Here is a 25179-nt window from a genome sequence, read left to right on the forward strand (position 1 = left end):
CCGCCGATCGTGGCAGCATCGCCTAGATGACCAGTAGCTCCGCCGCGCAGCAGCTGCGCGACCTCGCGCTGCTGCGTCGCGTCCGCGACCGGATCGACCGGGACTACGCGCAGCCGCTGGACGTCGAGGCGCTCGCCCGCGGTGTGCACCTGTCGGCCGGGCACCTCAGCCGCGAATTCCGTCGCGCCTACGGCGAATCGCCCTACTCGTACCTGATGACGCGGCGCATCGAGCGTGCGATGGCGCTGTTGCGCCGCGGCGACCTCAGCGTCACCGAGGTTTGCTTCGCGGTCGGCTGCGCATCGCTGGGCACGTTCAGCACTCGGTTCACCGAATTGGTCGGCATGCCGCCCAGCGCGTATCGGCGCCAGGCGGCCGACGCGACCACGGGGATAGCACCGTGCGTCGCAAAGCAGGTGACCAGACCGATCAGGAATCGAGAAGCGCCGGTCACCGGGCCGCCCCTAGCCTGACGCCATGGACATCACGATTCATTCGAGCTTTCTCCCGCATGACGACCCGGAAGCCTCCCTGGCCTTCTATCGGGACACCCTCGGCTTCGAGGTCCGCCTCGACGTCGGGGAGGGCAAGATGCGCTGGATCACGGTGGGGCCGCCGAGCCAGCCCGACACGTCCATCGTGCTCAACCCACCGGCCGCCAACCCGGGCATCACCGACGACGAGCGCCGCACCATCGCCGAGATGATGGCCAAGGGCACCTACGCGATGATCCTGCTGGCCACCAAGGACCTCGACGGCGCCTTCGAGCGGCTGCAGGCCGCCGACGCCGAAATCGTCCAGGAGCCGACCGAGCAGCCATACGGGCTCCGCGACTGCGCCGTGCGCGATCCCGCGGGGAACCTGATCCGCATCCAGCAAGTGCGATGAGTGCCCGCAACGGAAAAGTCCCGAGCCCCAAGCGGGTTCGGGACGTCTCCACTGCGGCGTGCCGGGTTCAAGACCCCTTGGAATAGCGGGTCAGGAATCCGACGGCCGCGACACCCGCGACGGCACCGATCGCGCCCCACAGCACGACCTGGAAAACCATCGAGCCGAAGAACCAACCGAACGTCAGTCCGAGGTAGAGCACCCAGATCAGGCGGAAGAGGCTCCAGGCCGCAACCAGGCCGGTGCTGATCCCGATGTACAGGCTGCGCTGGCGGTCGACGCGGTTGATCTGCTCTTCGATGCTGGTGGGTACGAGCTTCATTTCTGACTTCCTTTCATATGGCGCCGCCTCGGTGGCGTCGTCGTTGCGGTAAGTACAGAGCGCGGGATTGGCTACCGATCCCAACAACGTCGGCCCCACGCTGGCGTCAGGAGGCGGCCGAGGTCTCGGCGTTGTCGCCGACGGGATGGTTCATCTCGGCCTGGAACCGGCGATACCTTTCGGCGCGCCCGGGCCGGCGCCGCACCACCAGCCAGCCGGCGGCGAGTACCAGGAACCACAGCGGAAACCACGCCAGGGCGATCGCGGTTTCGCGTTCGGTGCACAGCGTCCAGATCACGAACGCGAAAAAGCCCAGGATGGCCCAGCACATCGCCACGCCGGCGGGCATCTTGTATGACGAGTCGGCATGCCGTTGCGCGTGCCGGCGCCGGTAGACGAGGTAGCTGACGACGATCACCGCCCACACGAACATGAACAACAGCGAGGCGATGGTGGTCACGAGCGTGAACGCCCCGATCACGGAACCGCCGACGTAGAGCAGCGGAATGGACATCAGCAGTAGCGCGGCCGTGAGAAAGAGAGCGACCGAGGGCACGCCGCCGCGGTTCAGTCGCCCAAAGGGCGCCGGAGCGCTTCCTTTGTCGGCCAGACCGAACAGCATGCGGCCGGTCGAGAAGACCCCGGAGTTGGCCGAGGAGGCGGCCGCGGTGGTCACCACGAAGTTGACGATCGAGGCCGCGGCGGCAAGTCCCGCCAGGGCGAACATCGTCACGAACGGGGACTGGCCGACGGCGAAGTGCCGCCACGGGACGACGGCGAGGATTGCCAGCAGCGCACCGATGTAGAAGATCGCCACCCGAAGCGGAACGGCATTGATCGCGCGGGGGAGGGTGCGGCGCGGGTCCGCCGTTTCAGCCGCCGCGGCGCCGACGAGTTCCACACCCACGAAAGCGAAGAATGCGATCTGGAACCCACCGACCACGCCCATGAACCCCGTCGCGAAGAATCCGCCGTCGTTCCAGAGGTTTTCAACCGTGGCCCGATTGCCTTGCGGGGAAACAAAATTGGTCGCCACGAGCACGGCACCCACGACGATGAGGCACACGATCGCCGCGACCTTGATCAGGGCGAACCAGAACTCCATCTCACCGAAGTTGCGGACGCTGAACAAGTTGAACCCGAGGATCACACAGCCCGTCACAAGCGCGGGCAGCCACGCGGGCACGTCGGGCCACCAGAACTTCGAGTAGCCGGAGATCGCAACGATCTCCGCGATGCCCGTGACGATCCAGGCGAACCAGTACGACCAGCCGACGAAAAAGCCCGCCGCGGGGCCCAACAGGTCGGCCGCAAAGTCGACGAACGACTTGTAGTTGAGGTTCGACAGCAGCAGTTCGCCCATCGCGCGCAGCACGAAGAACACGAAAAACCCGATGATCGCGTACACCAGCAATACCGCCGGGCCGGCGAGCGAGATTGTCTTTCCGCTTCCCATGAAAAGCCCGGTGCCGATGGCGCCGCCGATCGCGATCAACTGGATGTGACGGTTGGCAAGACCCCGGCGCAGTTGCGGGACAGCGTCAGCGGCGTCGGGACCGACGACATCGTTCGACATTGATGATGTCCTCGTCAGTTGGAAACCGTTGTTGCCCCGCGCTAGCCGTTGCCGACCTTGACCACAAGTTTGCCGACGTTCTTGCCGTCGAACAGCATGTTGATCGCCGTCGGCAGCTGCTCGAAGCCCTCGACGACCGTCTCCAGCGGTGTGAGCCTGCCCTCGGCGATCAGGCCGGTGATTTCGGAGATCGCCTCCGGCGCGCGCCCGAGGTGGTCGAGGACGATGAAGCCCTGCAGCGTCGCACGCTGGACGAGCAGATTGCTGAACGCGCGCGGTCCCGGCGGCGGATCGGCCGAGTTGTAGCCGGAGATCAGGCCGCAGAGCGCGATGCGGGCACCGATATTGAGCCGCGCGAAGACCGCGTCCATGATGTCGCCGCCGACGTTCTCGAAGTCAACGTCAACGCCATCGGGGGTCGCCGCGGCGAGCTGGGCCGCCCAGTCGTCGGCGCGGTGGTCGACGGCCGCGTCGAAACCGAGCTGCTCGGTGAGCAGGGCGCACTTCTCGGGTCCGCCGGCGATCCCGACGACACGTGCGCGGTCGGCCTTGGCGAGCTGCCCGGCGACCGACCCGACCGCACCCGCCGCGGCCGATACCACGACCGTCTCACCTTGCTTGGGCTTGCCGATGTCGCGGATGCCGATCCACGCGGTCAGCCCGGTGGTCCCCAGCGCACCCAGGTAGGCGCTCGGCGACATGCCCTCAGCGACGTCGACCGGTGTCACAAGTGACGCGTCCGAGACGACCGCGTACTCCTGCCAGCCGAGGAGGCCTTGCACGGTTTGCCCGACCGGGAAACGCGGATTCTTCGACGCGACCACCTCGCCCAGCCCGGCCGCGCGCATGACCTCGCCGATGCCCACCGGCGGCAGGTACGTGGGCGTGTCGTTGATCCACGTGCGATTGGTCGGGTCGACCGAGATCCAGTCGACGCGCACCAGCGCCTCGCCGTCTGCGAGCTCGGGCACAGGCTCCTCGCTCAGTTCGAAGGTGTTGGGGCCGATGCGTCCGGTGGGGCGTTCGCGCAGGAGGAAGCGGCGGTTTCGACCGGGCATAAGCGCACCGTACTGGACCGGCGCCGCGACAACAGCTATCCGTCGAGATCCGGTGGCTCTACCCTTCAACAAAGGGTCCGCCCGACGGAAGGTTTTGCGCGGTGAACATGGTGTCGCGAGTTGCCCTGATGCCGATCGCTGTAGTGATCGGAGGTTTGTCGCTCTCCGCACCGGCCGCCGCCGATCCGCCACCCACCCAGCAGATCACCGTCGTGGCCGTCGGGCCCAGCGGCGAAGCGATCAACGGTTACCGGGAGGCGCCCGCGGAGGGCAACGTCTTCACCGTCAGCGACTGCACGACACCGTCGCCGTCGGCGGTGGCCAACAACGTCTACTACTGTTCGCCGACCGCGGCCGGTGCCGGCACCTGCTGGCCGTCGACGCCCGGATCACTGCTGTGCGTTGACAATCCCTGGGACAAGCGAATGCATCGGGCGAGCTATGACGGTCCGCTCCCGCCCGTGCAGCCGACCGCCACCCCGGACCCGTTCGCGCTGACGCTCGACGACGGCACGCGTTGCCTGCTCCGCAACGGCGGCGCCTGGGGTGGGCGCGCCGACGGGTACGTCGGCGTCTACGGCTGCGGCGCGGGCGGCGGTGCCAACCCCGCGGTGCTGTGGCTGCCCAGCCAAGGCGCCGGGAGCTGCATCGACCGCTCATCATCGGTGTGGACGGTCAAAGTCGGTCAAATCGGCCAACCGGACACCGACTTTCCACCGCCCCAGACCCGCGCGGTGACCTCCGCGTGGCTGGCCGGAGGTAAGGCCGGTCAGTAGGGCGGTCACGTGGCTGCGCATCCGGTTGTGGTTAGGCACCGGTCGTTCGATCTGGTGCTGGGACCGATCAGCTCGCGGTGATGAACCCGACGTCGAAACGGTCAAGCGTCTTTGCCTGTGTCGAGGGCTGAAGGCGGCTCATAGCCCTGGAGCTCGGCAACGAGCTTGGCGACGACTCCCTGGAGGCGGTGATGGCCCGTTCACGTGCAAAGTTCCTGTGGTCAGGGCCGGGATCGAACCGGCGACCTTCTACATCATGCGTCCGCCGACGAGGACGCCTCCTCCGCGGGCCGTGATGCGTCCGCCGGAACGGGTGGCCAGTGATAGAGCCTTTCGGGTGTGATCCGCACGATCAGCCGCTCGGCTTCAGGCTCGGGAGGGGGCGTCGCACCGTCCATGTATCGGTCGTACATCTCGTACAGCAACGACTTCTGCGGGTCCTCGGTGATGTCGACGGTCCCTCGGATCTCGATATACCGCCCCGTGGTGGTATCCCGCACGAGCAGGCTTACCCGCGGGTCGCGCGTCATGTTGCGTGTCTTCAACCGTCCCTTGATGGTGCTGAAAAGCACCGTGTCACCGTCGCGCTTGACGAAGATGACTGACGATTGGGGTCGGCCATCGACATTCGATGTCGCAATTGTTGCGACGTGCGGGCCGTCGATCACCGCTCGCGCCACGCTATTGAGTTTTTCAGTCATCGGAGGTTTCCTTTCGCTCACAAGGCAATTGCCTCAGAGCAGGGTGCGTTGCGCGCACCCTGCTCTGAGTTAGACATTGTGTTTGGGCGCCGGCGGAGCTCATCGATTCAGCTGCTTCATCGCCTCGACCAGCTGCGGGTCGTCAGACTGGAGGCGGCCGGCTAACCCCGCGGTCTCCAGCGGGTAGTGGTTCATCAGGATCAGCGTCTCAGCGGTGTTAGCGATGCCGTCGTATGCCGCACCGATAGCGGTGAGGATCCTTTCGGCCATCTTTCGTTTGGCGTCGAGACTGGACAGTTCTGGTGCCTCGAGAAAACACACTGGTCTGATCGCCTCGGCACCCAGCCGCCCGTCCTGCGCGACGTTGTCGGCCTGGTATTCCCGCAGCCAGACTCGCACGTCGGGAATGTGATACGCGTCGTCGATCGCGGCGGTGAGGTCTTTCATCATCTTTTGCTTGGCGTCGTCGCGAATTCCTATCGGAGCTTCGACAAAGAACTGGGGCATGACTGGTCTCCTTGGTTTCGGTATTCAGGGCACGGCTTAGGCGGTCACCGTTGATCGCCTCGTAGCTCGCAAGTTGGACTCTACTATGTGATGATTGGATTGTACAACTAGTCGATAGAACTTTCGTATCTCAGCTGGTAGGCTGGGCTGTCATGGTGGGAAGACGTAAGTACGAGGAGGGATGCGCGGTCTCGCATGCCCTCGATGTGATCGGCGAGCGCTGGGCACTGGTGGTCGTACGCGAGCTGTTACTCGGGCCGAAACGGTTCACTGACCTGCGCGCGGGCATGCCGGGCGCGAGCCCAGATGTCCTGGCGCAGCGACTGCGTGAGCTGAAGGAGGCCGGCGTCGTGCGCCAGCACAAGTTGCCACCACCGGCCGGCTCCCAGGTCTATGAGCTGACCGACTGGGGCGCCGAGCTCGAGCCGGTCGTCACCCACCTAGGCCGCTGGGGCAGCCGCTCTCCCTCGATGCCCTACGACGCTGACCGCAGCATCGATTCTCTCGTCCTGTCCTTCAAGGCATTGTTCGACCACACAGCCGCGCAAGGATTCAGCGCAACGATCACGCTTCGTCTCTGCGAGAACCACTTCAGCATTAAGATTGCCGACGGCCAACTCCACCTGACGCGCGGCGAGGCTGAACAGGCCGCCGCAAAACTGGAGACCGACCCACAGACCCTGGCCGCGCTGCTCTATCGCCGTCGTACCCTCGATGACGTCCTGCGCACCGGCGACATGACGATCTCTGGCGACAGCGGCGCCGTGGCACGGTTTCTTCAGCTCTTCCCGCTACCCGTACCAGCCAGCAATTCCTGAGCCCTGTCCGTCTGACCCGCCGACCGGCCAAACACCGACGCAGCACCGGAGCCGAACATCGGCGAAGCCCGCCGCCGTCCATCTCAGACGAATACGACGGAATCGATTCTCAATCGGGTTGTCGAGCCGCCGCGGAACCGGGTGTCGGTTGGTAGAGCGTGTTGTCGCGCAGCATGGCCCAAAGGACGTTGAGGCGCCGTCGGGCCAAATGCCAGGACAGCCTGGCGGTGGTGTTTGCCTTCGGCGCGTTTGCGGTCGCAGTGTGAGCCATGGCGCTAAACCTGCACGCTCTCAGCGCGGAACTGCGGACTAACAGGTGGTTCGTAGGATGCGGTGGTGGCCTATGGGCGATCGCGGTGCAGATTGTGTGGTCGTCACGGCTCCATCGCAAATACCATCGCCCATTACCTCCCTAAAACACACACCCCGCGGGCGAATATCGGCCAATCCTAACCGGCACCCACCACCGCCGCAGCTCACTCGCGAATGCTCCACCAACCCCTGCGCCGGTCTGGCAAGCCCAAGCAGATTGGCAATTTGCAACTACTGTCAGCCCCATGCACACCATTACCCATGTTTCGGACACGGCCCGCTGGACGGCACTGCACCGGGCCACCGAATCTGCCCGCCCTGACGCGCTTTTCAGCGACCCGCTCGCCGAGCGCCTCGCAGGTGAACACGGCCGCGCGATCGTCGCCAACGTCCCGCGCTCGACCCGCAACGGTTGGTGGCTCGTCGCGCGCACCAAGATCATCGAAGACGCCATCGCCGAAGCGATCGCCGCCGGCTGCGACCGGGTGCTGAACCTTGCCGCCGGTTTGGACACCCGGCCATACCGGTTGGAGCTCCCCCCGGAGTTCACGTGGGTGGAGGCGGATCTGCCGAAGTTGCTCGAGGAAAAGACGCAGCTGCTCGCCGACCAGACACCGCAGTGCCGATTGACCCGGGTTGCCGTCGACCTGGCCGACCCGCAAGCCCGGGACGCCTTCCTCGACGACGCGCTGGGGGGCGCGACCAAGGCGCTGGTGCTGACCGAGGGCCTGTTGATGTATCTGGAAGACAGCGATGTCGTCGCGCTTTCGGCGGCGATCAAGCGACCCGAGGTGGCCTGGTGGATGCTCGACTTCGCCGGTCCCGGCCTGAAAGCGATGATGAACAAGAAGATGGCCGGCATGCTGCAAAACGCGCCGTTCAAGTTCGCACCCGAGAACGGGGTGGCCTACTTCGAAGACCTCGGCTGGCGCACCGTCCAGGTGGAAGCGCTATTTGTTGCCGCCCACCGGTTCCGCCGGTTGCCGATATGGATGCGCCCGATGAACTGGCTGCCGCAACCGGACCCGCGGCACCCGGGCAGCAGAGTCTGGAGCGCGACCGCGCTTCTCACGCACTGACTACCAGACGCGTATCCAGTCGACGAGCATGTCGGCAGGATAGGTTCCCGGCCCGGGATCGCCGCCACCGGAACCGGCGACCGCAAGGTTGAACACCGGGAAGACGGTGTAGCCGGGGCCGTTGAACGGCCAGTCCGGTAGGGAGTTCGCCGGTACATCGAAGTACGGCTGAGCGCCGTCGACGTAGTCTTTCCAGAACCGGATTCCTGCCTCGTCCCACTGGGTGCGCCATGTGTGCCAGGCGCTGTCCACCGCGATGTTGTGGGTCTTCCATTCGCCGCCGTTCGCTTTGGCGTGAACGGTGGTGGCCGAGGGCCAGCTGCCGTTGCCGTACCACTCCATGACGTCGATCTCGCCTTGATCGTCATTACCCAGCCAGTAGGCGGGCCAGGCGCCGGCGGTCAGGCAGTTGAGCTTGATCCGGGCCTCCCAGATGTGGCCGACCCCGCCCCGCCACAGGCTTTGCACCTTGCCGCTGAAGTACGTGGGACCATCCTTCGCGGCGCGCAGGACGAGGTTGGAGTTGCCGTCGAGGAACACGTTGTGGCGATCGTCGCGGTACTGCCCGATGTTCTCGGGACGCTCCCAGTACGTCGGGTCCTTGATCGCCTCGCGGGCCTTGGCCACCGCCCACTTGGACGGATCGGGGGCCGAGCCGGCCGGGCCATCGAATTCGTCCTGGAAGATGTAGCTCCCGGCTTGGCCGCTGGGCGCGGCGGGCGGCGGCACCCCGGGCGCGTGTCGGGGCGGGTCGGCGCGGGCCTCGGGGACGGGCAGTGCGGCTGCGAGCACGCCGATCCCGGCCGTGAGCATCATGCGGCGGCGGTCCATCTGCGGCATAAGCAAGGCACGATAGCAGCCGGCGCCGTCCGGGCGCGAAACAGGAATCCAACGGCAATTCTGTCGGTGGCCGTCGCTAGGGTGTGGATCGGTGGGGCGGTGAGGTCTGGGTTACGCCGAAATTCACGGCTAATTCTCACCTTGGCGCGTGGTTTCGTCTCAGGATTGGCGGGGCATCCTGAATTACGAACCGATAACCACTGTTGGTGCTTTTTGCGATTTGCTCGGGAGGAGTTGGAATCGTGGCGAACGCATCGGGAGCGACGGTCATTTTCCTTCAGTCCCATCCGGCATGGGCCGCCGCTCGGCGACGAGACCGTGAGCGCCGCGACGCGATGCGCCGCCATCCTTCTTTTCTCGCCCGGCGGCGCGGCGCAGCGCCGGCCGGCCAGGTTACCCGCGACTTCAAGGTGTACTCGAGCACCGACACCCCGGCCTGAACCCCGCTGGGGGATGCGGTGGAGAATCAGATGCTGTCCCGGCGCGACAACTAATTACCGAGCCTATTTTCCGGCAGTCCAGAATTTTGCTCCGCCGTTTTGAACCGCGAAAGTGCAAGTACCGACGCCGCTTCTCGGAAATGCGTCGGCAGTTGCACTTTCGCGGCTTGGGGCAGAGCCGCCCGTTAGCCCGAATCCCTTTGCAACACAGGCCATTAGCATCGGCTGCGCAACGGCCGATACCCCGGCATAATTCCTCGCGTGGCAGACACCCGCAGGACGAAGGCGCTCGCGCACCCAGCCCCGCCGCACAGCGCACTTCTGCACGAGCTGGAGCGCGACATCGAGGCCCACAATCCCGGCGTGACCGACGTCAACGTGGTGAGCGCGACGGACACGGGCCAGGCCGACAAGGGCCACAAGCCGGTGCGCCACTGGTATCAGGTCACGTACGAAGCCTGAAATCGCGACCGGCGTGACAGCCGACAAGCGGTGACATGGCCAACGCCCCTCAGCACGTCCCGGTGATCATCGGCAACAGGTATTGGCGCACGTAGGCGCGGGTGTCCTCGATGGTGGCGAGGTTGATGCTGGTGTGCGGGGTAACGATGAAGGACAGCGTGAGTCGGGTGTGCAGCTCGGCGACGGTGCGTAGATGGTGCTCCTGCCCGGGCGTGGTGCTCGCCGTGCCGTAAAGCTCGGTCCTCAGCTCCACGGCCGCCTGGTCGGTGGCGAAGTCGAGGATGGGGCCGGCATCGACGGTCAGGCTCGGCAGGATGGTCTCAGGCTCGGTACGGAGCAATTTCTTCAGTAGCACGTGTTCCCGCAGGAATGTCACGGTGAACACCGTGCCGTAAACCAGGCGATCTTCCAGTGTGGTGGCGTGCGAGCAGGCTTGTGCGTGGCCATCGAAGTAACGGCGGGCTTCGCCGAGAACAACGGCATCGATCAGGGCGGCTTTGGTGGGGAACCGGCGGTACAGCGTCGCGCGTCCCACCCCACTGCGCCGTGCGACATCTTCCATCGTGATGCGGCGCATTCCGACGAGTTCGGCCTGCTCGACGGTGGCATCCAAGATGCGGCTGGTGATGTCGTCGGGTTGGTGCAGTTGGGCGAGCACGGAAGGCTCCGGCGCAGTGAGGCGCCGCACGAAGTCCGCCGTTCGGCTCGTCGTCACGTGGTTCTCCTTGCCGGCTCAGGGGGTAGGTCGTATCGTAGCGATTGATACGTGAGAGACATCATACGTCTATTTGTATCGCAGGTGCGGTAGATGGGCTTTGCTGTAGGGGGTCGTTATGGGCGTTGGCTTGTGGGCCCGATGGGTGGCCATGCATGGCGTGCCTCGGGCGTTCATGAGAATCCAAGCGTTGCGCGGCGATCCGCTGGCCCGGCTGATCGCCAGTCACGGACGCGGCGGCGATCCCTACCCGCTGATGGAAGAGATCCGCGTGCGTGGACCGCTGGTGCGCACACCGTTCACCTGGGTGAGCGTCGATCACCGCATATGTCGAGAAATATTGCGCGACAAACGTTTCGGCGTGACGGCAACGTCCGCCATGGACCTCCCACGCCCCCTGCGGACGCTGATCTCTAAGACCGACGACGAAGTCGTGGCCAATCCTGTCGAACCACCCGCCATGGTCGTCGTCGATCCGCCCGAGCACACCCGATATCGACAGGCGGTGGCACAAAGCTTCACCCCGCGCGCGATCGACACCCTCAGCGGCCGCGTCGCCGAGGTGACCGACCAGCTCATCGAGCGCCTCGCCGGCACACCACAGCCGGATCTCATCGCGGATTTCGCATCCCAACTGCCGGTCGCCGTCATCGCCGAAATCCTTGATCTGCCGCCCGGCATTCACGCACGGATGCTGGAGTGGGGGCACCGCGGTGCCCCACTGTTGGACATCGGTATCGGTTGGCGGACCTACCGGCGGGCCATCGACAGCCTGCGCGGCGCTGATCGCGAACTTCGTGAGCGCTTCCATCAACTCCGCGCCGGTGAGCCGGGCGACAACCCGTTCAGTCGGCTGGCTACCCATGGCACGCTGACCGATCACGAATTCACCGCCAACGCCGCCCTGCTCATCGGCGCGGGCTTCGAGACCACCGTTAACCTGATCGGCAACGGCATCGTTCTCCTCCTGCAATACCCCGATCAGCTCGCGCGGTTACGGGCAGACCCCGAGCTGTGGCCGTCGGCGGTCGAGGAGATCCTTCGGATCGACAGCCCGGTGCAGATGACCGCGCGCACCGCGCATTCCGATGTCGGCATCGCCGGTTTCCGCATCGGCGCAGGAGACATGGTGGCCCTGCTCCTCAGCGGCGCCAACCGCGACCCGCACGTATTCGCCGACCCCGAAACATTCGATATCACCCGGCCCAATGCCCGGGATCATCTGGCGTTCGCGTCGGGTATACACGCCTGCCTCGGCGCGGCCCTGGCACGCATCGAAGGCGCCACCGCGCTACGCGCCTTATTCGAGGCCTTTCCCGATCTAGAGCTGACCGCGCCCCCGCAGCCGCGGGGACTGGTCAACCTACGCGGATTCAGCCGGCTGCCCGCAAGCCTCGGCGCCCGAAGCGCCGCGTCACTGGGCGCCTAGAGTTTGCCCGCGACGAAGTCGGCGGCCTGGTTGGCCATGCCCGCATCGATGTACGCACTGGCGAGGTGTTGGGGCCAGTTCTCTTTCCAGGTGTTCGGGTCGGCCGGGTTGCAGACGGGATCGGCACCGTGGCACAACTCGATGGTCCGGTCGTTGTAGATCGCGTTGAAGTTCGTGATGGGACCGGCCCATGCGCTTCCGTTGCCGAACAGCGCAACGGCGGCGACGTGCTGATCGATGCCCGGCGGCAGGGGGCTGTCGAAACCGAACGCGGCGATGGGCGCCGCGAGCACCACGTCGGTGACGGCCGCGCCGAGTGAGTAGCCGCCCAGCACCAGTCGGGTGTCGGGGCAATTGTTGACCACGTCCTGGATGTGGTGGCTCATGTCGTTGGCGCCGATGTCGATCTCCGTGTCGGCGGGGTACTTCACGGCGTATACGCCGATGTTCTTCGAAACCTTGGATTGCAGCGCGTTGATGAACGCATTGCCGAGCACGCCGGTCCCCGGCGATTCGTATCGCCCGCGGGCGAAGACGACCTGCACTGGGGGACAATTCGCCGCGGCGGCCCCGGGCATCCCGGATGGCACCACCGCGGCGGTCAAGGTCAGCGTGGCCGCGGCGACCACGGCGGCCATCCCGAAATCAAGCAACTTGCGGACAGGCAAAGCGCGCACAGCATGATGGTAAAGCGAATGCGCGCTCGCCGCTTGCGCAGCGTCAATAACGGACGGCGCGCACTCCGGCCCTCAAGCGACCACCGTGTCGGCGCCACCGAACCAACCCGATAGGTTCGCCTCATGAGCCACGCCGACGCCAGTCCAACCGAGCGCCTGTTTGTGCTGGCCGAGCAGGTGCAAGGCTTCATGCCGCCCGACGAGGGGCGCGCGCTGCATGACGCCGCGCTGAGCTACCTCAACGGCGGCGTCGGCGTCGAGGTCGGCACCTACTGCGGCAAATCCACCCTGCTGCTCGGCGCAGCGGCGCAGCAGACCGCCAGCGTGCTCTACACCGTCGACCATCACCATGGCTCGGAGGAGCACCAGCCCGGCTGGGAGTACCACGACGCCTCGTTGGTCGATGACGTCACGGGGCTGTTCGACACGCTGCCGACGTTCCGTCGCACGCTCGATGTCGCCGGCCTCGACGACCACGTCGTCGCCGTCGTGGGCAAGTCGCCGATCGTGGCTCGGGGGTGGCGGTCCCCGCTGCAGTTGTTGTTCATCGACGGCGGCCACTCCGAGAAGGCCGCGAACGAGGATTTCGAAGGATGGGCGAAGTGGGTGGACGCCGGCGGGGCGCTGCTCATCCACGACGTGTATCCCGATCCGCGCGACGGCGGCCGCCCGCCCTACTACATCTATTGCCGCGCCATGGATTCCGGTCAGTTCCGGGAGGTTTCGGTCACCGGTTCGCTGCGGGTGCTCGAACGCACCGCCGGGCGGGCAGGGGAGCCCATGGGCCAAACTGGAGTCACCGGCCGGGGCCGCTAACCACGCATTCGCAGTGGAAGTCGGTGTGCAGCCCCATGGGCAGCTCCTCGCCGCGGAAGATCCCGCTGCCCGCAGTGGTGTCCGACAGCGCGTCGGCCGCCAGAATCATCGCCGCGCCGGTCCAGGTGGTTCGCTCCTCGGGCCACCGCTTCCCGTCGGCGAAAACCAGGCCCGTCCAATAGGAGCCGTCCTCTTCGCGCAGGTGCTGCATCGCGGCGAACTGCCGGTGCGCGGCGGAGCGGTGGCCGATGGCGTCGAGGGCCATCACCAGTTCGCATGTTTCGGCGCCGGTCACCCAGGGCCGATCGTCGACGCAACGGATGCCGAGGCCGCCGACCACAAAGTCGTCCCAGCGCTGCCTGATCCGCGCGGCGGCCGCCGGGCCGCGCAGGGCACCGCCGAGAATCGGGTAGTACCAGTCCATCGAGTAGCGGTCCTTTTCGGTGAACGCCTCCGGATGCACGGCGATCGCGTGGTCCAGGCGCCCCAGTGCCAGCTCCCACTCCGGCTGCGGGTCCCCGACGAGAACGGCCAGCGCCAGCGCGCAGCGGATGCTGTGGAACACGCTGGCGCACCCCGTCAGCAGCGCTTCCGGGAGAGGTCCGGCTTCGCTTCGGGCCCAGGCGATCTCGCCGTAGCCGAACTGCAAGTCGATGACGAAATCGATCGCCTTGTGGACCACCGGCCACATCTGGGCGGCGAACGACCGGTCGCCGGTGATCAGCACGTGATGCCATACGCCGGTGGCGATGTATGCGCAGAAGTTGCTGTCGCTGTTGGCGTCTTCGATGGCCCCCGCGCGGGTCTGGATGGGCCAAGAGCCGTCGGGCCGCTGCGTGCGGCGGCTCCACTCGAACGCGGCCCGCGCCGGCTCCAGCAGCCCGGCCGCGGTGAGCGCCATCGCGCATTCCACGTGATCCCACGGGTCGGTGTGACCACCCTCGAACCAGGGGATGGCGCCCGACGATTCCTGCGCGGCGGCTATCGACTGCGCGGTCTGCCGGCATTGGTCCGGGGTGATGACACCCGGAACGGCCGGCGCGTTAAACCGACGCAACTGAATATCCCGGGGCCGCTTCGCTTTCCGCAGCACGCGGCTTGGTGAAATACATGGCTACGCTCTTGCCGACGAGCGGGTTGAGCAGCGACTCGGCCAGCTGCGTCACCTTGGGCCGCCGCATCAGGTCCCACACCAGAAGCTTGTGGTACGCGGCCACCGCGGGATGATCGGAGTTCGACACCCCCACCGCGCATTTCAGCCACCAGAACGGTGAGTGCAGCGCGTGCGCGTGATGAGCATGCGTCAATTCCATCCCCCCGCCGGCGATCTTGTTCCGCAACTCGCTCGCCCTGTAAATGCGCACATGCCCACCCTCGTTGGCGTGGTATTCGTCGGAAAGCAGCCAGCACACCCGCTCGGGAAGCCAGCGCGGGACGCTGACCGCCAGAGCGCCACCGACTTTGAGGACCCTGACCAGTTCGGCGATGGCAGCGTCGTCTTGTAGGACGTGCTCGAGGATCTCCGAGGCGATGACGCAGTCGAACGTCTCGTCGGCGTATGGCAGGCTCAGCGCGTCACCCAGAACGACCTTCGCCGACGCCGCCGCGGGCGCCTCTCCGGTGTCGGCCATCGCTCGCAGGATGGTGTCGACCGAACGCAGTTCGGATGCATCGCGGTCGAAAGCGACGACGTCGGCGCCGCGCCGATAGGCTTCGAAGGCGTGCCGGCCCGCCCCGCAACCCACGTCGATCACCTTCGTGGACGGCCCGATACCGAGCCGGTCGAAATCTACCGTCAGCATCGAGCGATCGCCCGCTCGTAGACCTGCACGGTTTGAGCGGCCACGGCTTCCCAACTGAACACGCTGATCGCGCGGTCCCGGCCCGCCTTGCCCATGGTGCGGCGCTTTTCCGGCGAGTCGAGCAGCTCGCCGAGCGCGCCGGTCAGCGCATCCACGTCGGCCGGCGGCACCAAGTCGGCGCAGGCGCCGTCGGTCCCCAGGACTTCGGGTAGTGCGCCCACCCGGCTGGCCACGATCGGCGTTCCGCTCGCCATGGCTTCCACCGCGGGCAGCGAAAAGCCTTCGTAGAGAGAGGGAATGCAGGCGACCTCGGCCGACGCGAACACGGCGGCGAGCGCTTCGTCGGAAAGCCCATTGGTGATGTGGACGATATCCGAGATGCCCAGCTCGGCGATGAGTTTGTCGGTGGGACCGTTGGGTTCCACCTTGGCGACGAGCCGCAACTCTAGGTCGCGGCGCGTGCGCAGCCTGGCGACCGCGTGCAGCAGCGTCCGCACACCCTTCAGCGGGGTGTCGGCGCTGGCGATCGCGATGACGCGGCCGGGCTGGCGGGGGTGCGATGCCGGCTGGAACAAGTCGGTGTTCACACCCAACGGCACCACGTGCAGTTGCTCCGGGGAGACACCGAAGTCGGCGACGATGTCCGCGGCCGACGACGACGAAACCGTCAACAGGTCGGGGATCCGGCGCGCCACCTGCTCCTGCATTTTGGAGAATCCATACCAGCGGTGCACCAGCGGTTTCCGCCACCATCGTGCGGCGGCGACGTCGAGGACGCGGTCTCGCGTGATGGGGTGGTGCACAGTGGCCACCACCGGCAGCCCCGTGTCGGCGATCGACAGCAGGCCGGTTCCAAGGCTCTGGTTGTCGTGCACCAGGTCGAAATCGTTTGCGCGCTCGGCCAACAGCCGGGCGACGCGCAGCGTGAAGGTTCGCGGTTCGGGAAAGCCCGCCGTCCACACCGTCAGCAGTTCCAACAGGTCGATCCGGTCGCGAATCTCGCTCGGACGCGGCACCCGGAACGGGTCGGGCTCGCGGTAGAGATCCAGGCTGGGCACCTTGGTCAAGCGCACCCGCGGATCCAGCAGCTCGGGGTAGGGCTGGCCGGAGAACACCTCGACGTCGTGGCCGAGCTCGACCAGGCCGCGGCTGAGATGGCGCACGTAGACGCCCTGTCCGCCGCAATGGTCCTTACTGCGGTAGGACAGCAGGGCAATTCGCATACTCAACTCTTATCCGCCGACGAAAGACCGCGGACGGCCGGCCCCCAATCCATCGCGATCAACGGACTCCCGAGCTCCGTGACAGCAAACTGGACATGTGTCCAGACTATAGTTCGAACAACTAATCGACGCAACGAGGGCCATGACCAGGCATTGAAGTCGTTAACGCCGCGCATGTTTCGGCCATCGCGAAGGTCCTGGATCGGTTAGTTGATCTCGTCGAGTTTGCAGCGACGGCGGCGGCGCGGACGCTCGGCTCGACCGTCGAACCATTCGGCACCCGACTGCGTGTAGATATACAGCGCTATACCCAGCTAAGGGGAGGAACCCATTCGTGGATGCCGTCTTGGAGTCGCGTTACGACGTCATCGTCTGTGGGGCCGGGTCGTCGGGATCGGTGATCGCCGGCCGCCTGGCGGCAAACCCCGACGTGCAGGTCCTGCTGCTGGAGGCCGGCGGCAGCGACGACGTCTCCAGCGTGACCGAAGCAAGCCAATGGCCATCCAACCTCGGTAGCGAACGCGATTGGGGCTTCGCATCCGAGCCGGACCCGCGGCTTCACGGGCGATCGATCCCGTTTTCGATGGGCAAAGTGCTGGGCGGCGGGTCAAGCATCAACCTGATGGTGTGGGCGCGCGGACACCGCAGCGACTGGGACCACTTCGCGGCCGAATCCGGCGAACGGGCCTGGGGATACGAGGCGGTCCTGGACCTGTACCGGCGCATCGAGGATTGGCACGGCATCGGCGAGCCGAATCATCGGGGCAGGGGCGGGCCGGTATTCGTGCAACCGGCGCCCAACGCGCATCCGGTGACCACGGCGACGCTGACGGCGGCGCGGGCACTGGGGATTCCCACCTACCAGAGCCCCAACGGCCGCCTGATGGAGGACACGCGCGGCGCGGCGATCGCCGATCTGCGTTGGCGCGCGGGGAAGCGCCTGTCGGTGTTTCGCACCTACACCGCCCCGTACCTGGAAAGGCCGAACCTGACGGTGCTGCCCCACGCCCTGGTCACGCGGGTGATGTTCCAGGGCGACCGGGCCGTCGGCGTCGAGGTCGTCCACGGCGGCACGGTCCATCGTGTCGCCGCCGATGCCGAGGTCGTGCTGTCGCTCGGGGCGATCCACACGCCCAAGGTGCTGATGCAGTCCGGCGTCGGCGACGAAGCGGAATTGGGGGGCGTCGGCGTGACGGTCCGCCAGCACCTGCCCGGGGTCGGACGCAACTTGCAAGACCACTTCGGGTTCGATTGCGTATGGGAATTTCCCGAGGACATTCGCGGCAACACCCAGGTCAGTGCGGCGCTGTTCTGGGACTCCGGAGCGGCCGACATGCAGGGGCCGGACCTGTTCGCATGCTTGGGGCCGTTCCCAAAATCCACCTCCGAGAACGTCGCGAAATACGGCCTGCCACAAAACAGTTGGATCCTTTTCGGCTCGCCGACGCACCCTAGGAGCCGAGGCCGGTTGCGCTTGTCGGGCCCCGACCCGGCAGACCCCATCCGGATCGAAGCCAACGCCCTGTCGCATCCGGACGATCTCAAGACCGCGATCGCCTGCATCGAAACCCTGCGCGAGATCGGCAACGCCCCGGAGCTCCGCCCGTTCGTCGCGCGGGAGGTCATGCCGGGCACGCTGTCGGGCGCCGAGCTGGAGACCTACCTGTGCGACGCGGTGACCACCTACTGGCACGAATCGGGGACGGCGAAGATGGGCCGCGACGCGATGTCGGTGGTCGACGGGCGCCTGAAGGTCTACGGAGTCGAGAATTTGCGCGTCGCCGACGCGTCGATCATGCCGCGCATCACCAGCGCCAACACGATGGCGCCCTGCGTGGTGATCGGCGAGCGCGCCGCGCAATTCATCGAGGCCGAGCACCAGTTCTGAGGCCAGCCCGTTTTGTTACCATCGCGCGGTGCACGGCGGACGGCGATCGGTCTCACGACGCGACGCCCTCAAATTTGCGTTTGCGCCGGCTCTGCTGAGCCTGGCCGCACCGTTCGCGCAGCAGAAAGCGTCGGCCGCCGACCTGCGGCTGATTGATTTCGCGGAGCGGCGGATCCCGCCGGACGAGATCAAAGCGGCGGGCTATGGCGGGGTGGTGAACTACGTGTCCGAGTCGCGCCCGGGCGCGAACTTCGAGGCAAAGCCCATCACCCGCCAGTACGCGGACGCGCTGCGCGCGGCCGGCCTTCAGATCGTCAGCAACTTCCAGTACGGCAAGCCCGGTTGGCCCGACCCCTCCGATTGCACCCGCGGGTACGACGGCGGCGTGGCCGACGCCCAGACGGCGCAACGGCTGCACGCCGCGGCCGGGGGCCCGGATTCGGCCCCGATCTTCTTCAGCATCGACGACGACATCGACGTCAACACCTGGAATAATGTTGGGGTCCAATGGTTTCGGGGGATCAACTCGGTACTGGGCGTCGGGCGCAGCGGCATCTACGGGCACGCCCAGACGTGCGGGTGGGCGATCCGGGACGGCGTCATCGGCAACTCCAGCACGCCGGGGCACCGGTGGGCGTGGCAGACGAGATCGTGGTCGCACGGGGACCGCGAACCGATGGCGGTGCTGTATCAGGCTGTGGTCAACAGCCCGTCGAACCCCGGCCCGCTCTTGGGCGGCATCAACGTGGATGTGGACGACGTGCTCGCGGCCGATTACGGCCAGTGGGATTTCACTCGGTGATCCGGCGCGGTCTCCTGAGGCGTCGTCGAAGCGATGAAGTCCTCCAGAATCTGCGCCACCGCCGACGGCGCTTCCACGTGCGGGAAGTGTCCGATTCCCTCGAGCACCTCGAGGCGGCTGCCCTCGAGCGCGTCATGGGCGGCGTAGGCGTGCGCCACGGGAATGATCCGGTCGTGATCCCCCCAGATCAAGACAGTGGGCAGGCCGGCCGCAACGTGCAGTTTGTTCAACGCGCTGACGGCCTGTCCGCGGTAGTCGACCACTGAGCGCAGCGTCCGTAAAAAGGCTCGGCGGGTCTGTGCGTCCGACAGCGAGGAATACGCGTGCCACATCTGACCGGCGCGCGGCGACTGGACACCGGCCGAGGTCAGCCACGCACCGAGCTTGTTGCCCAGGTTCAGCACCGGTTGCGGCGCCACGACGGGCAGCACCAGCTCGGCGCCGGGCGCAGACAGCACCCGCAGCAGCGGGTTGAGGTCGGGACCGAGGCCACCGCTGCCGATCAGGGCCAGCCGCTCACAATAGTCCCGATGCTGGTGGGCGAACTGCATCGCGATGCCGCCGCCGAGGGACTGCCCGATCACAGTTGCCCGCTCCACCCCGAGTTCGTCGAGCAGGTCGCGTAGAAAGACCGCGAAGGCTCCCAGCGAGTAGTCCCCACGCGGCTTGGCGGACATGCCGTGACCCAGGAGGTCCGGCGCGATCACGCGGAATTTCGTGGAAAGCTGAGGAATGATTGCACCCCAGGTGGCAGAACTACCGGCCATACCATGGATCAGCAATAGGGCGTGGCCGTGGCCGGCATCCCGGTAGGCGACCCGCTCTCCGTGCAGTTCGAGGTAGGTCAATTCGCTCATCTCAACCTTTACCCAGCCTTGGTCAGTGGATACGTCTGACATCGCCTACGGTACGCAACTTACGCCTTCGTAGGTTACCCGTGGGTAATACTGTGCGTGGTATCACTCTGCCCCCGAAACGCACGACACCCCGCGAGCCGAAGCCCGCGGGGTGTCGCTTATCCGGGTGCTATTTGAGGTCGAACCGGTCGGAGTTCATGACCTTGACCCAGGCCGCGACGAAGTCCTCGACGAACTTCCCCTCGTTGTCGTCCTGGGCGTAGACCTCGGAAAGCGCACGCAGCACCGAGTTGGACCCGAAGACCAGGTCGTTGGCAGTGGCCGTCCACTTGCGCTGCCCCGAGGAGCGGTCGACCACGTCGTAGACGTTCTCCGCCGTCTCCGACGCCTTCCACTCATTACCCATGTCGACCAGGTTGACGAAGAAGTCGTTGGTCAGCGTGCCGGGCCGGTCGGTGAACACCCCATGCTTGGTGCCGCCGTGGTTCGCACCGAGGGCCCGCAGCCCACCGACGAGCACCGTCATCTCCGGACCGGTGACGCCCAGCAGGTAGGCCCGCTCCACCAGCAGCTGCTCCAGCGGCGCCTTCTCGCCGGCGCGGATGTAGTTGCGGAACCCGTCGGCCCGCGGTTCGAGCACCGCGAACGACTCCACGTCGGTGTTCTCCTGCGAGGCGTCGGTGCGTCCGGGCGCGAAGTGCACCGAGATCTCGTAGCCGGCGTCCTTGGCCGCCTTCTCGATCGCCGCCGAGCCGGCCAGCACGATCAGGTCTGCCAGCGAGATCTTCTTGGCGCCCGACGACCCGTTGAAGTCCTGCTGGATCTTTTCCAGCACGGGCAGGACCTTGTCCAGCTCGGAGGGCTCGTTGACCTCCCAGCTGCGCTGCGGCTCGAGGCGCAGCCGCGCCCCGTTGGCGCCGCCACGCTTGTCGGTGCGACGGAAACTCGACGCCGCCGACCAGGCCGTCTTGACCAGCTGCGGGACCGTCAGGCCGGAGTCGAGCACCGTTTTCTTGAGCGCCGCGGCATCCTTGTCGTCGACCAGCTCGTGGTCGACGGCCGGAACCGGGTCCTGCCACAGCTGCGGCTCGGCAACCCACGGCCCGAGGTAGCGAGTGATCGGCCCCATGTCGCGGTGCAGCAGCTTGTACCAGGCCTTGGCGAACGCCTCGCTCAGCTCCTCGGGATGGTCGAGCCAGCGCCGCGTGATGTCGCGGTAGATCGGGGACTCGCGCATCGAGATGTCGGTGACCAGCATCGTCGGGGCGCGACCCGGCCCGCCGAACGGGTCGGGGATGGTGCCGGCACCGGCCCCGTCCTTGGCGACGAACTGCCAGGCATCGCCGGGGCTCTTCGTCAGCTCCCACTCGTAGCCGTACAGGATCTCCAGGAAGGTGTTGTCCCACTTGGTCGGGGTGGGCGTCCAGACCACCTCCAGGCCGCTCGTGATGGCGTCCTTGCCCACGCCGCTGCCATACGAGTTCTTCCAGCCCAGCCCTTGTTGTTCGATCGGGGCGGCCTCCGGCTCCGGGCCGACCAGATCGCCGCCGCCGGCGCCGTGGGTCTTGCCGAAGGTGTGCCCACCCACGATGAGGGCGGCCGTCTCCTCGTCGTTCATCGCCATCCGGCCGAACGTCTCGCGGATGTCGATCGCCGCGGCGATCGGGTCCGGTTTGCCCTCGGGACCTTCCGGATTCACGTAGATCAGGCCCATGGTGGTTGCGCCGTAGGGCTGCGCGAGATCCCGCTCACCGGAGTATCGCTTGTTGGTGCCCAGCCATTCGTCCTCTTCTCCCCAGAGGATCTCTTCGGGCTCCCAGACGTCCTCGCGGCCGAAGGCGAAGCCGAAGGTCTCAAATCCCATCGACTCCAGGGCGCAGTTGCCGGCGAAGATGATCAGGTCGGCCCAGGAGATCTTGTTGCCGTACTTCTGCTTGACCGGCCCCAGCAGCCGGCGGGACTTGTCCAGGCTGACGTTGTCGGGCCAGCTGTTGAGGGGGGCGAAGCGCTGCATGCCCTGGCCGCCGCCGCCACGGCCGTCGTGAATGCGGTAGGTGCCCGAGGCGTGCCAGCTCATCCGGATGAACAGGCCGCCGTAGTGGCCGTAGTCGGCGGGCCACCAGTCCTGTGAGGAGGTCATCACCGAGATGACGTCGGCCTTGAGCGCGTCGACGTCGAGCTTGGCGAATTCCGCGGCATAGTCGAAGTCGTCGCCCAGCGGATTGGACTGGGGGGAGTGCGGGTGCAGCGTCGACACGTCGATCTGGTCGGGCCACCAGTCCCGGTTCGTCAGGGGTGGGTGCGGTTTGGGCTCGGGCGCACGGATTACCGGGTTTTCACTCTCGCTCTTGGGTGTATGGGATGACACAGCATTCCTTTCCGGTGGTTGTGATGCGGGCTGCGATCACGGGAGTGATCAGGACTCCGCCGTCGAGCAATCGGGGCACATGCCCCAGTAGATGACTTCGGCCTCGTCGAGGACGAAGCCATCCAGAACGTTGTTGTCGTCCGATGGGGTCAAGCAGGGCGCCTCGCCGACCGCACAGTCGACGTCGGCGATGACCCCGCACGAGCGGCACACGACATGATGGTGGTTGTCGCCGACGCGGGATTCGTAGCGAGCAACCAGGCCCAATGGCTGGATCCGCCGCACCAGGCCCACGGCGGTCAGCGCATTCAGTACGTCGTACACGGCCTGGCGCGAAACGTCGGGCAAACCCCCGCGCACCGCGGTGAAGATCGTCTCGGTGTCGGCATGGGGGTGGGCGTGCACGGCCTCGAGGACGGAGACCCGGGGCCGGGTCACGCGCAGATCGGCCAACCGCAGCCGGTCTGCGTGACTCGCCGATGAGGACACCCTGCCAATATCACTCTCTTATTTGGAATCAGTCAAGACTTTCCTGGCGGACGGTCAAGCAAATATGGGGTGAACCATGCCCTTCGGTTGGGTGCGACGGGGCGAATGACGTTGCGGCGAAAGGCAACTCCGCCGATCGGGATGAGCTTACGAGGCCGGCTTCAGGGCGCTGCCATTGCGCCATTCGTCCCAGCTCAGCGTCCAGTCACCGTTCTGGGCCAGCGTCAACGGCGGCCCCCCGCTGTTGCGGATCTCGACCACGTCACCCGGTACCGAAAAGTCGTAGAACCACCTCGCGTTGTCGGCGTTGAGGTTCAAGCACCCGTGCGACGTGTCGCGGTGGCCCTGGGCCCACACCGTCGCATCGAGCTCATGCAGGTAGATGCCGTCGGTGCTGATCTTGGTCGCGTAATTGATGGTCTCGCGATAGCCGAGGCGTGAGTTTTTGGGCAGGCCGAACGTCGAGGAGTCCATCACGACCGGGTTGCCCTTATCGATCACGGTGTAGATGCCCGGCGGGGTCCACAGCGAGATCGTGTGCCCGGCGACGTCTTCGATGCCGCCCATTCCCATGCTGGTGGGCATGGTGCGGACCAGGGCGCCGTTGTCGAAGACGCTGACTTGTTTGGTGGCGTCGTCGGCGATGGATATGTGCGCGTCGCCGATCCGGAACGACACCCGGCTGTCGTCTTGCCCGAATAAGCCGTCGCCCAACGCGATTCCGTAGATCTTGGCTTCGGCTGTGACGGTCGTTCCCGCGGCGTAGTAGTGCTCGGGTCGCCAGTGGGCGTTTTGGCGGTCGACCCAGAACCATGAACCCTGCACCGTGGGGTTGGTGGTCACGCTCAGCTGTCGCTCGGCGGCGGCCCGGTCGGCGATCTGCTCGTCGAAGTGGGCGACGACCACCGTCCCGACGCCGTAGGTGCCACCGTCGTGCAGCGCGGCCTCCGACGTGGTGGTGAACGAAACCTTGGTCTGGTTGGACGGCCGCAGCGTGGAGAACGACGAGACCTGCGTGGCCGCAACGCCGTTGGGCCCGCGGGCCGTGGCGGTCAGCGTGTAGGTGCGCCCGTACCCCAGGGGGACGGTGGGCTTCCAGGCGGTGTTATCCGGAGTCGTGACGCCCTGGACCGACCCGCCGCTCTCATTGACCATGCGAACGTCCGTCAGCGTCCCCGCATCGGCCTTCACCATGACGAGCGCGACCGGGTCCACGTCGTGCGCGTTGGGTCCGGGTGTGATCGTTATCTGGGCCGCGTCAGGAGATTTCGCGGCGACGCCGGGGCGGGGGCACGCGCCGTTCGGGCACCTGGCCAACGATGCCAGCTGGATCGCGCCCACCACCGCGACGGCGAGCAACACCGCCAGCAGGCACCGGCGGAGCCATCTGTTCGTGGACGTGATCAAGCCCTGTTTCCGGTATTTGCCAGCATGCGCATCAAATAGCCCGGGGCGTTCGCTCTGAAACGTGACGCGAGTCGAGCTGCCCGAGCGCGAGGGATCATGGCGTCATGGCCGACGACGAACTCGACGATCTGTACCGGGCGGAGCCGGACGCTTTCACCGCGCAACGCAGTCGATTGGTCGCCGAGGCGAAGGGCCGCGGTGACGCCGCGGCCGCCAAACGGATCTCCGCGGCACGCAAGCCCACGACGGCGGCGTGGATCGTCAACCGGGTCGCGCTCGGGCATAAGGACACCAAGAAGCGCCTGGCCGACCTGGGTGACCGGCTGCGCGCCGCGCACGCCGAGATGGACGGCGAACGCATCCGGGCCTTGTCCGCCGAGCAGCACAAGCTCATCGATGAGCTCGTTGGCGCCGCGTTCGAAGCGGCCGATGTCAAGCGGCCGTCGGCGTCGGTGCGGGAAGACGTGACGAGCACACTGCAAGCCGCGGTCGCCGACCCCGACGTCAGGGAACGACTCGGTCGATTGGCGAAGCCCGAGCGATGGTCGGGTTTCGGCGCGTTCGGCGATGCGACGAAGGCGGAGCCGAAGCAATCGCGGCCCGCGCATGACACGGCGGCGCAGCGGCGGCGGGACAAGATGACCGCCGCCGTCGCCGACGCCGAGCAGGCCCGGGCCGAAGCCGACGACACCCTGTCCCAGCGGCAAGCCGAACGTGATGCGGCCCGGCAGCGGCGTGACGAAGCGCTCGCGACCCTGCGCAAAGCCGAACGCGAATTCACCAAAGCCGAAGCCGACTACGACAAAGCGAAACGGGCGAGCCGCGCGGCCGCCGAATCGGTCAAAGAGGCGCAAGCTCAGCTCAAACGGGCTTGAACGGGATTGCGCGAGCGGCGCGCAGTTTCCCTCTGTTGTGCGGAGGGTATCA

At 66.5% G+C, this 25179-nt stretch carries 27 protein-coding genes and 1 pseudogene; 12 read left to right on the plus strand and 16 right to left on the minus strand.

Annotation, left to right across the window (positions count from 1 at the left end):
* Positions 1-26: 26 nt before the first annotated feature.
* Complete coding sequence (locus tag JWP83_RS24560) at positions 27-473, plus strand: helix-turn-helix transcriptional regulator (protein WP_297736217.1); 447 nt, start codon at positions 27-29, stop codon at positions 471-473.
* A gap of 4 nt (positions 474-477) precedes the next feature.
* Entirely contained in the window at positions 478-888 is a 411-nt protein-coding gene (locus JWP83_RS24565) for a VOC family protein (protein ID WP_297736219.1), read from the plus strand.
* A 67-nt stretch (positions 889-955) separates the two neighbouring features.
* On the opposite strand, the gene JWP83_RS24570 is transcribed toward JWP83_RS24565, so the two are convergent.
* From JWP83_RS24570 to JWP83_RS24580, 3 genes are all read right to left on the minus strand, one after another.
* Positions 956-1210, minus strand: a complete 255-nt coding sequence (locus tag JWP83_RS24570; RefSeq protein ID WP_297736222.1) for a hypothetical protein — start codon at positions 1208-1210, stop codon at positions 956-958.
* Between the two features lie 106 nt (positions 1211-1316).
* Positions 1317-2786 carry an amino acid permease gene (locus tag JWP83_RS24575; protein WP_297736225.1) on the minus strand — a complete coding sequence of 490 codons (1470 nt, stop codon included), beginning with the start codon at positions 2784-2786 and terminating at the stop codon, positions 1317-1319.
* Positions 2787-2827: 41 nt separating this feature from the next.
* The gene (locus JWP83_RS24580) at positions 2828-3844 is read right to left on the minus strand and encodes an NADP-dependent oxidoreductase (protein ID WP_297736227.1); all 1017 of its coding nucleotides are present in this window, start codon (positions 3842-3844) and stop codon (positions 2828-2830) included.
* 128 nt (positions 3845-3972) lie between these two features.
* On the opposite strand from JWP83_RS24580, the gene JWP83_RS24585 reads away from it, so the two are divergent.
* Positions 3973-4620: a hypothetical protein gene (locus tag JWP83_RS24585; RefSeq protein ID WP_297736230.1), complete on the plus strand. Its 648-nt coding sequence runs from the start codon at positions 3973-3975 to the stop codon at positions 4618-4620.
* Positions 4621-4874: 254 nt separating this feature from the next.
* On the opposite strand, the gene JWP83_RS24590 is transcribed toward JWP83_RS24585, so the two are convergent.
* Both JWP83_RS24590 and JWP83_RS24595 read right to left on the minus strand, forming a co-directional pair.
* The gene (locus tag JWP83_RS24590; protein WP_297736233.1) at positions 4875-5321 is read right to left on the minus strand and encodes a PPOX class F420-dependent oxidoreductase; all 447 of its coding nucleotides are present in this window, start codon (positions 5319-5321) and stop codon (positions 4875-4877) included.
* Positions 5322-5420: 99 nt separating this feature from the next.
* Positions 5421-5828, minus strand: coding sequence for an N-acetylmuramic acid 6-phosphate etherase (locus tag JWP83_RS24595; protein ID WP_297736236.1), 408 nt, complete (start codon positions 5826-5828; stop codon positions 5421-5423).
* A gap of 152 nt (positions 5829-5980) precedes the next feature.
* Here JWP83_RS24595 and JWP83_RS24600 point away from each other — a divergent pair, with 152 nt between their 5' ends.
* Positions 5981-6646: a winged helix-turn-helix transcriptional regulator gene (locus tag JWP83_RS24600; protein ID WP_297736239.1), complete on the plus strand. Its 666-nt coding sequence runs from the start codon at positions 5981-5983 to the stop codon at positions 6644-6646.
* A gap of 109 nt (positions 6647-6755) precedes the next feature.
* On the opposite strand, the pseudogene JWP83_RS24605 reads toward JWP83_RS24600, so the two are convergent.
* Positions 6756-6912: pseudogene (locus JWP83_RS24605) on the minus strand (IS110 family transposase); the annotation flags it as partial.
* Positions 6913-7203: 291 nt separating this feature from the next.
* Between JWP83_RS24605 and JWP83_RS24610 the strand changes: the two are divergent.
* Complete coding sequence (locus tag JWP83_RS24610) at positions 7204-8037, plus strand: SAM-dependent methyltransferase (RefSeq protein ID WP_297736241.1); 834 nt, start codon at positions 7204-7206, stop codon at positions 8035-8037.
* On the opposite strand, the gene JWP83_RS24615 is transcribed toward JWP83_RS24610, so the two are convergent.
* Entirely contained in the window at positions 8038-8877 is an 840-nt protein-coding gene (locus JWP83_RS24615; RefSeq protein ID WP_297736242.1) for a glycoside hydrolase family 16 protein, read from the minus strand.
* A 242-nt stretch (positions 8878-9119) separates the two neighbouring features.
* Here JWP83_RS24615 and JWP83_RS24620 point away from each other — a divergent pair, with 242 nt between their 5' ends.
* Positions 9120-9317 (plus strand): hypothetical protein, encoded by a 198-nt coding sequence (locus tag JWP83_RS24620; RefSeq protein ID WP_297736244.1) that lies wholly within the window; start codon positions 9120-9122, stop codon positions 9315-9317.
* A 261-nt stretch (positions 9318-9578) separates the two neighbouring features.
* Positions 9579-9779, plus strand: coding sequence for a hypothetical protein (locus tag JWP83_RS24625; RefSeq protein WP_297736246.1), 201 nt, complete (start codon positions 9579-9581; stop codon positions 9777-9779).
* A 49-nt stretch (positions 9780-9828) separates the two neighbouring features.
* On the opposite strand, the gene JWP83_RS24630 is transcribed toward JWP83_RS24625, so the two are convergent.
* Entirely contained in the window at positions 9829-10494 is a 666-nt protein-coding gene (locus JWP83_RS24630; protein WP_297736250.1) for a TetR/AcrR family transcriptional regulator, read from the minus strand.
* A 118-nt stretch (positions 10495-10612) separates the two neighbouring features.
* On the opposite strand from JWP83_RS24630, the gene JWP83_RS24635 reads away from it, so the two are divergent.
* Positions 10613-11923 (plus strand): cytochrome P450, encoded by a 1311-nt coding sequence (locus JWP83_RS24635; RefSeq protein ID WP_297736253.1) that lies wholly within the window; start codon positions 10613-10615, stop codon positions 11921-11923.
* On the opposite strand, the gene JWP83_RS24640 is transcribed toward JWP83_RS24635, so the two are convergent.
* Positions 11920-12561 carry a cutinase family protein gene (locus tag JWP83_RS24640; RefSeq protein WP_297736321.1) on the minus strand — a complete coding sequence of 214 codons (642 nt, stop codon included), beginning with the start codon at positions 12559-12561 and terminating at the stop codon, positions 11920-11922. The genes JWP83_RS24635 and JWP83_RS24640 overlap by 4 nt on opposite strands.
* A 162-nt stretch (positions 12562-12723) precedes the next feature.
* On the opposite strand from JWP83_RS24640, the gene JWP83_RS24645 reads away from it, so the two are divergent.
* Positions 12724-13416: a class I SAM-dependent methyltransferase gene (locus tag JWP83_RS24645; protein WP_297736256.1), complete on the plus strand. Its 693-nt coding sequence runs from the start codon at positions 12724-12726 to the stop codon at positions 13414-13416.
* Here JWP83_RS24645 and JWP83_RS24650 read toward each other — a convergent pair.
* From JWP83_RS24650 to JWP83_RS24660, 3 genes are read right to left on the minus strand one after another with little or no spacing between them, the layout of a single operon-like run.
* Positions 13397-14473 (minus strand): prenyltransferase, encoded by a 1077-nt coding sequence (locus tag JWP83_RS24650; RefSeq protein ID WP_297736259.1) that lies wholly within the window; start codon positions 14471-14473, stop codon positions 13397-13399. The genes JWP83_RS24645 and JWP83_RS24650 overlap by 20 nt on opposite strands.
* Positions 14460-15218: a methyltransferase domain-containing protein gene (locus JWP83_RS24655; protein ID WP_297736263.1), complete on the minus strand. Its 759-nt coding sequence runs from the start codon at positions 15216-15218 to the stop codon at positions 14460-14462. The genes JWP83_RS24650 and JWP83_RS24655 overlap by 14 nt, the downstream gene beginning before the upstream one ends.
* On the minus strand, positions 15212-16441 hold the full coding sequence (locus JWP83_RS24660; RefSeq protein ID WP_297736266.1) for a glycosyltransferase family 4 protein: 1230 nt from the start codon (positions 16439-16441) through the stop codon (positions 15212-15214). The genes JWP83_RS24655 and JWP83_RS24660 overlap by 7 nt, the downstream gene beginning before the upstream one ends.
* Positions 16442-16775: 334 nt before the next feature.
* On the opposite strand from JWP83_RS24660, the gene JWP83_RS24665 reads away from it, so the two are divergent.
* Both JWP83_RS24665 and JWP83_RS24670 read left to right on the plus strand, forming a co-directional pair.
* Positions 16776-18329, plus strand: coding sequence for a GMC family oxidoreductase (locus tag JWP83_RS24665; RefSeq protein WP_297736270.1), 1554 nt, complete (start codon positions 16776-16778; stop codon positions 18327-18329).
* Positions 18330-18357: 28 nt separating this feature from the next.
* The gene (locus JWP83_RS24670) at positions 18358-19131 is read left to right on the plus strand and encodes a DUF1906 domain-containing protein (protein ID WP_297736272.1); all 774 of its coding nucleotides are present in this window, start codon (positions 18358-18360) and stop codon (positions 19129-19131) included.
* Here JWP83_RS24670 and JWP83_RS24675 read toward each other — a convergent pair.
* The 4 genes from JWP83_RS24675 to JWP83_RS24690 all read right to left on the minus strand — a co-directional run bounded on the left by JWP83_RS24675 (position 19104) and on the right by JWP83_RS24690 (position 24252).
* On the minus strand, positions 19104-19988 hold the full coding sequence (locus JWP83_RS24675; RefSeq protein ID WP_297736275.1) for an alpha/beta fold hydrolase: 885 nt from the start codon (positions 19986-19988) through the stop codon (positions 19104-19106). The genes JWP83_RS24670 and JWP83_RS24675 overlap by 28 nt on opposite strands.
* A 169-nt stretch (positions 19989-20157) precedes the next feature.
* Complete coding sequence (katG, locus tag JWP83_RS24680) at positions 20158-22356, minus strand: catalase/peroxidase HPI (protein WP_297736278.1); 2199 nt, start codon at positions 22354-22356, stop codon at positions 20158-20160.
* A 48-nt stretch (positions 22357-22404) separates the two neighbouring features.
* Positions 22405-22845 carry a Fur family transcriptional regulator gene (locus JWP83_RS24685; protein WP_297736281.1) on the minus strand — a complete coding sequence of 147 codons (441 nt, stop codon included), beginning with the start codon at positions 22843-22845 and terminating at the stop codon, positions 22405-22407.
* A 147-nt stretch (positions 22846-22992) separates the two neighbouring features.
* Positions 22993-24252 (minus strand): Ig-like domain-containing protein, encoded by a 1260-nt coding sequence (locus tag JWP83_RS24690; protein ID WP_297736284.1) that lies wholly within the window; start codon positions 24250-24252, stop codon positions 22993-22995.
* A gap of 104 nt (positions 24253-24356) precedes the next feature.
* Here JWP83_RS24690 and JWP83_RS24695 point away from each other — a divergent pair, with 104 nt between their 5' ends.
* A complete protein-coding gene (locus tag JWP83_RS24695; protein ID WP_297736287.1) occupies positions 24357-25127 on the plus strand; it encodes a hypothetical protein in 771 nt (256 codons plus the stop codon).
* Positions 25128-25179 lie beyond the last annotated feature (52 nt).

Source organism: Mycobacterium sp., from assembly GCF_025965855.1.
In the GTDB taxonomy this organism is placed as follows: Bacteria; Actinomycetota; Actinomycetes; order Mycobacteriales; family Mycobacteriaceae; genus Mycobacterium.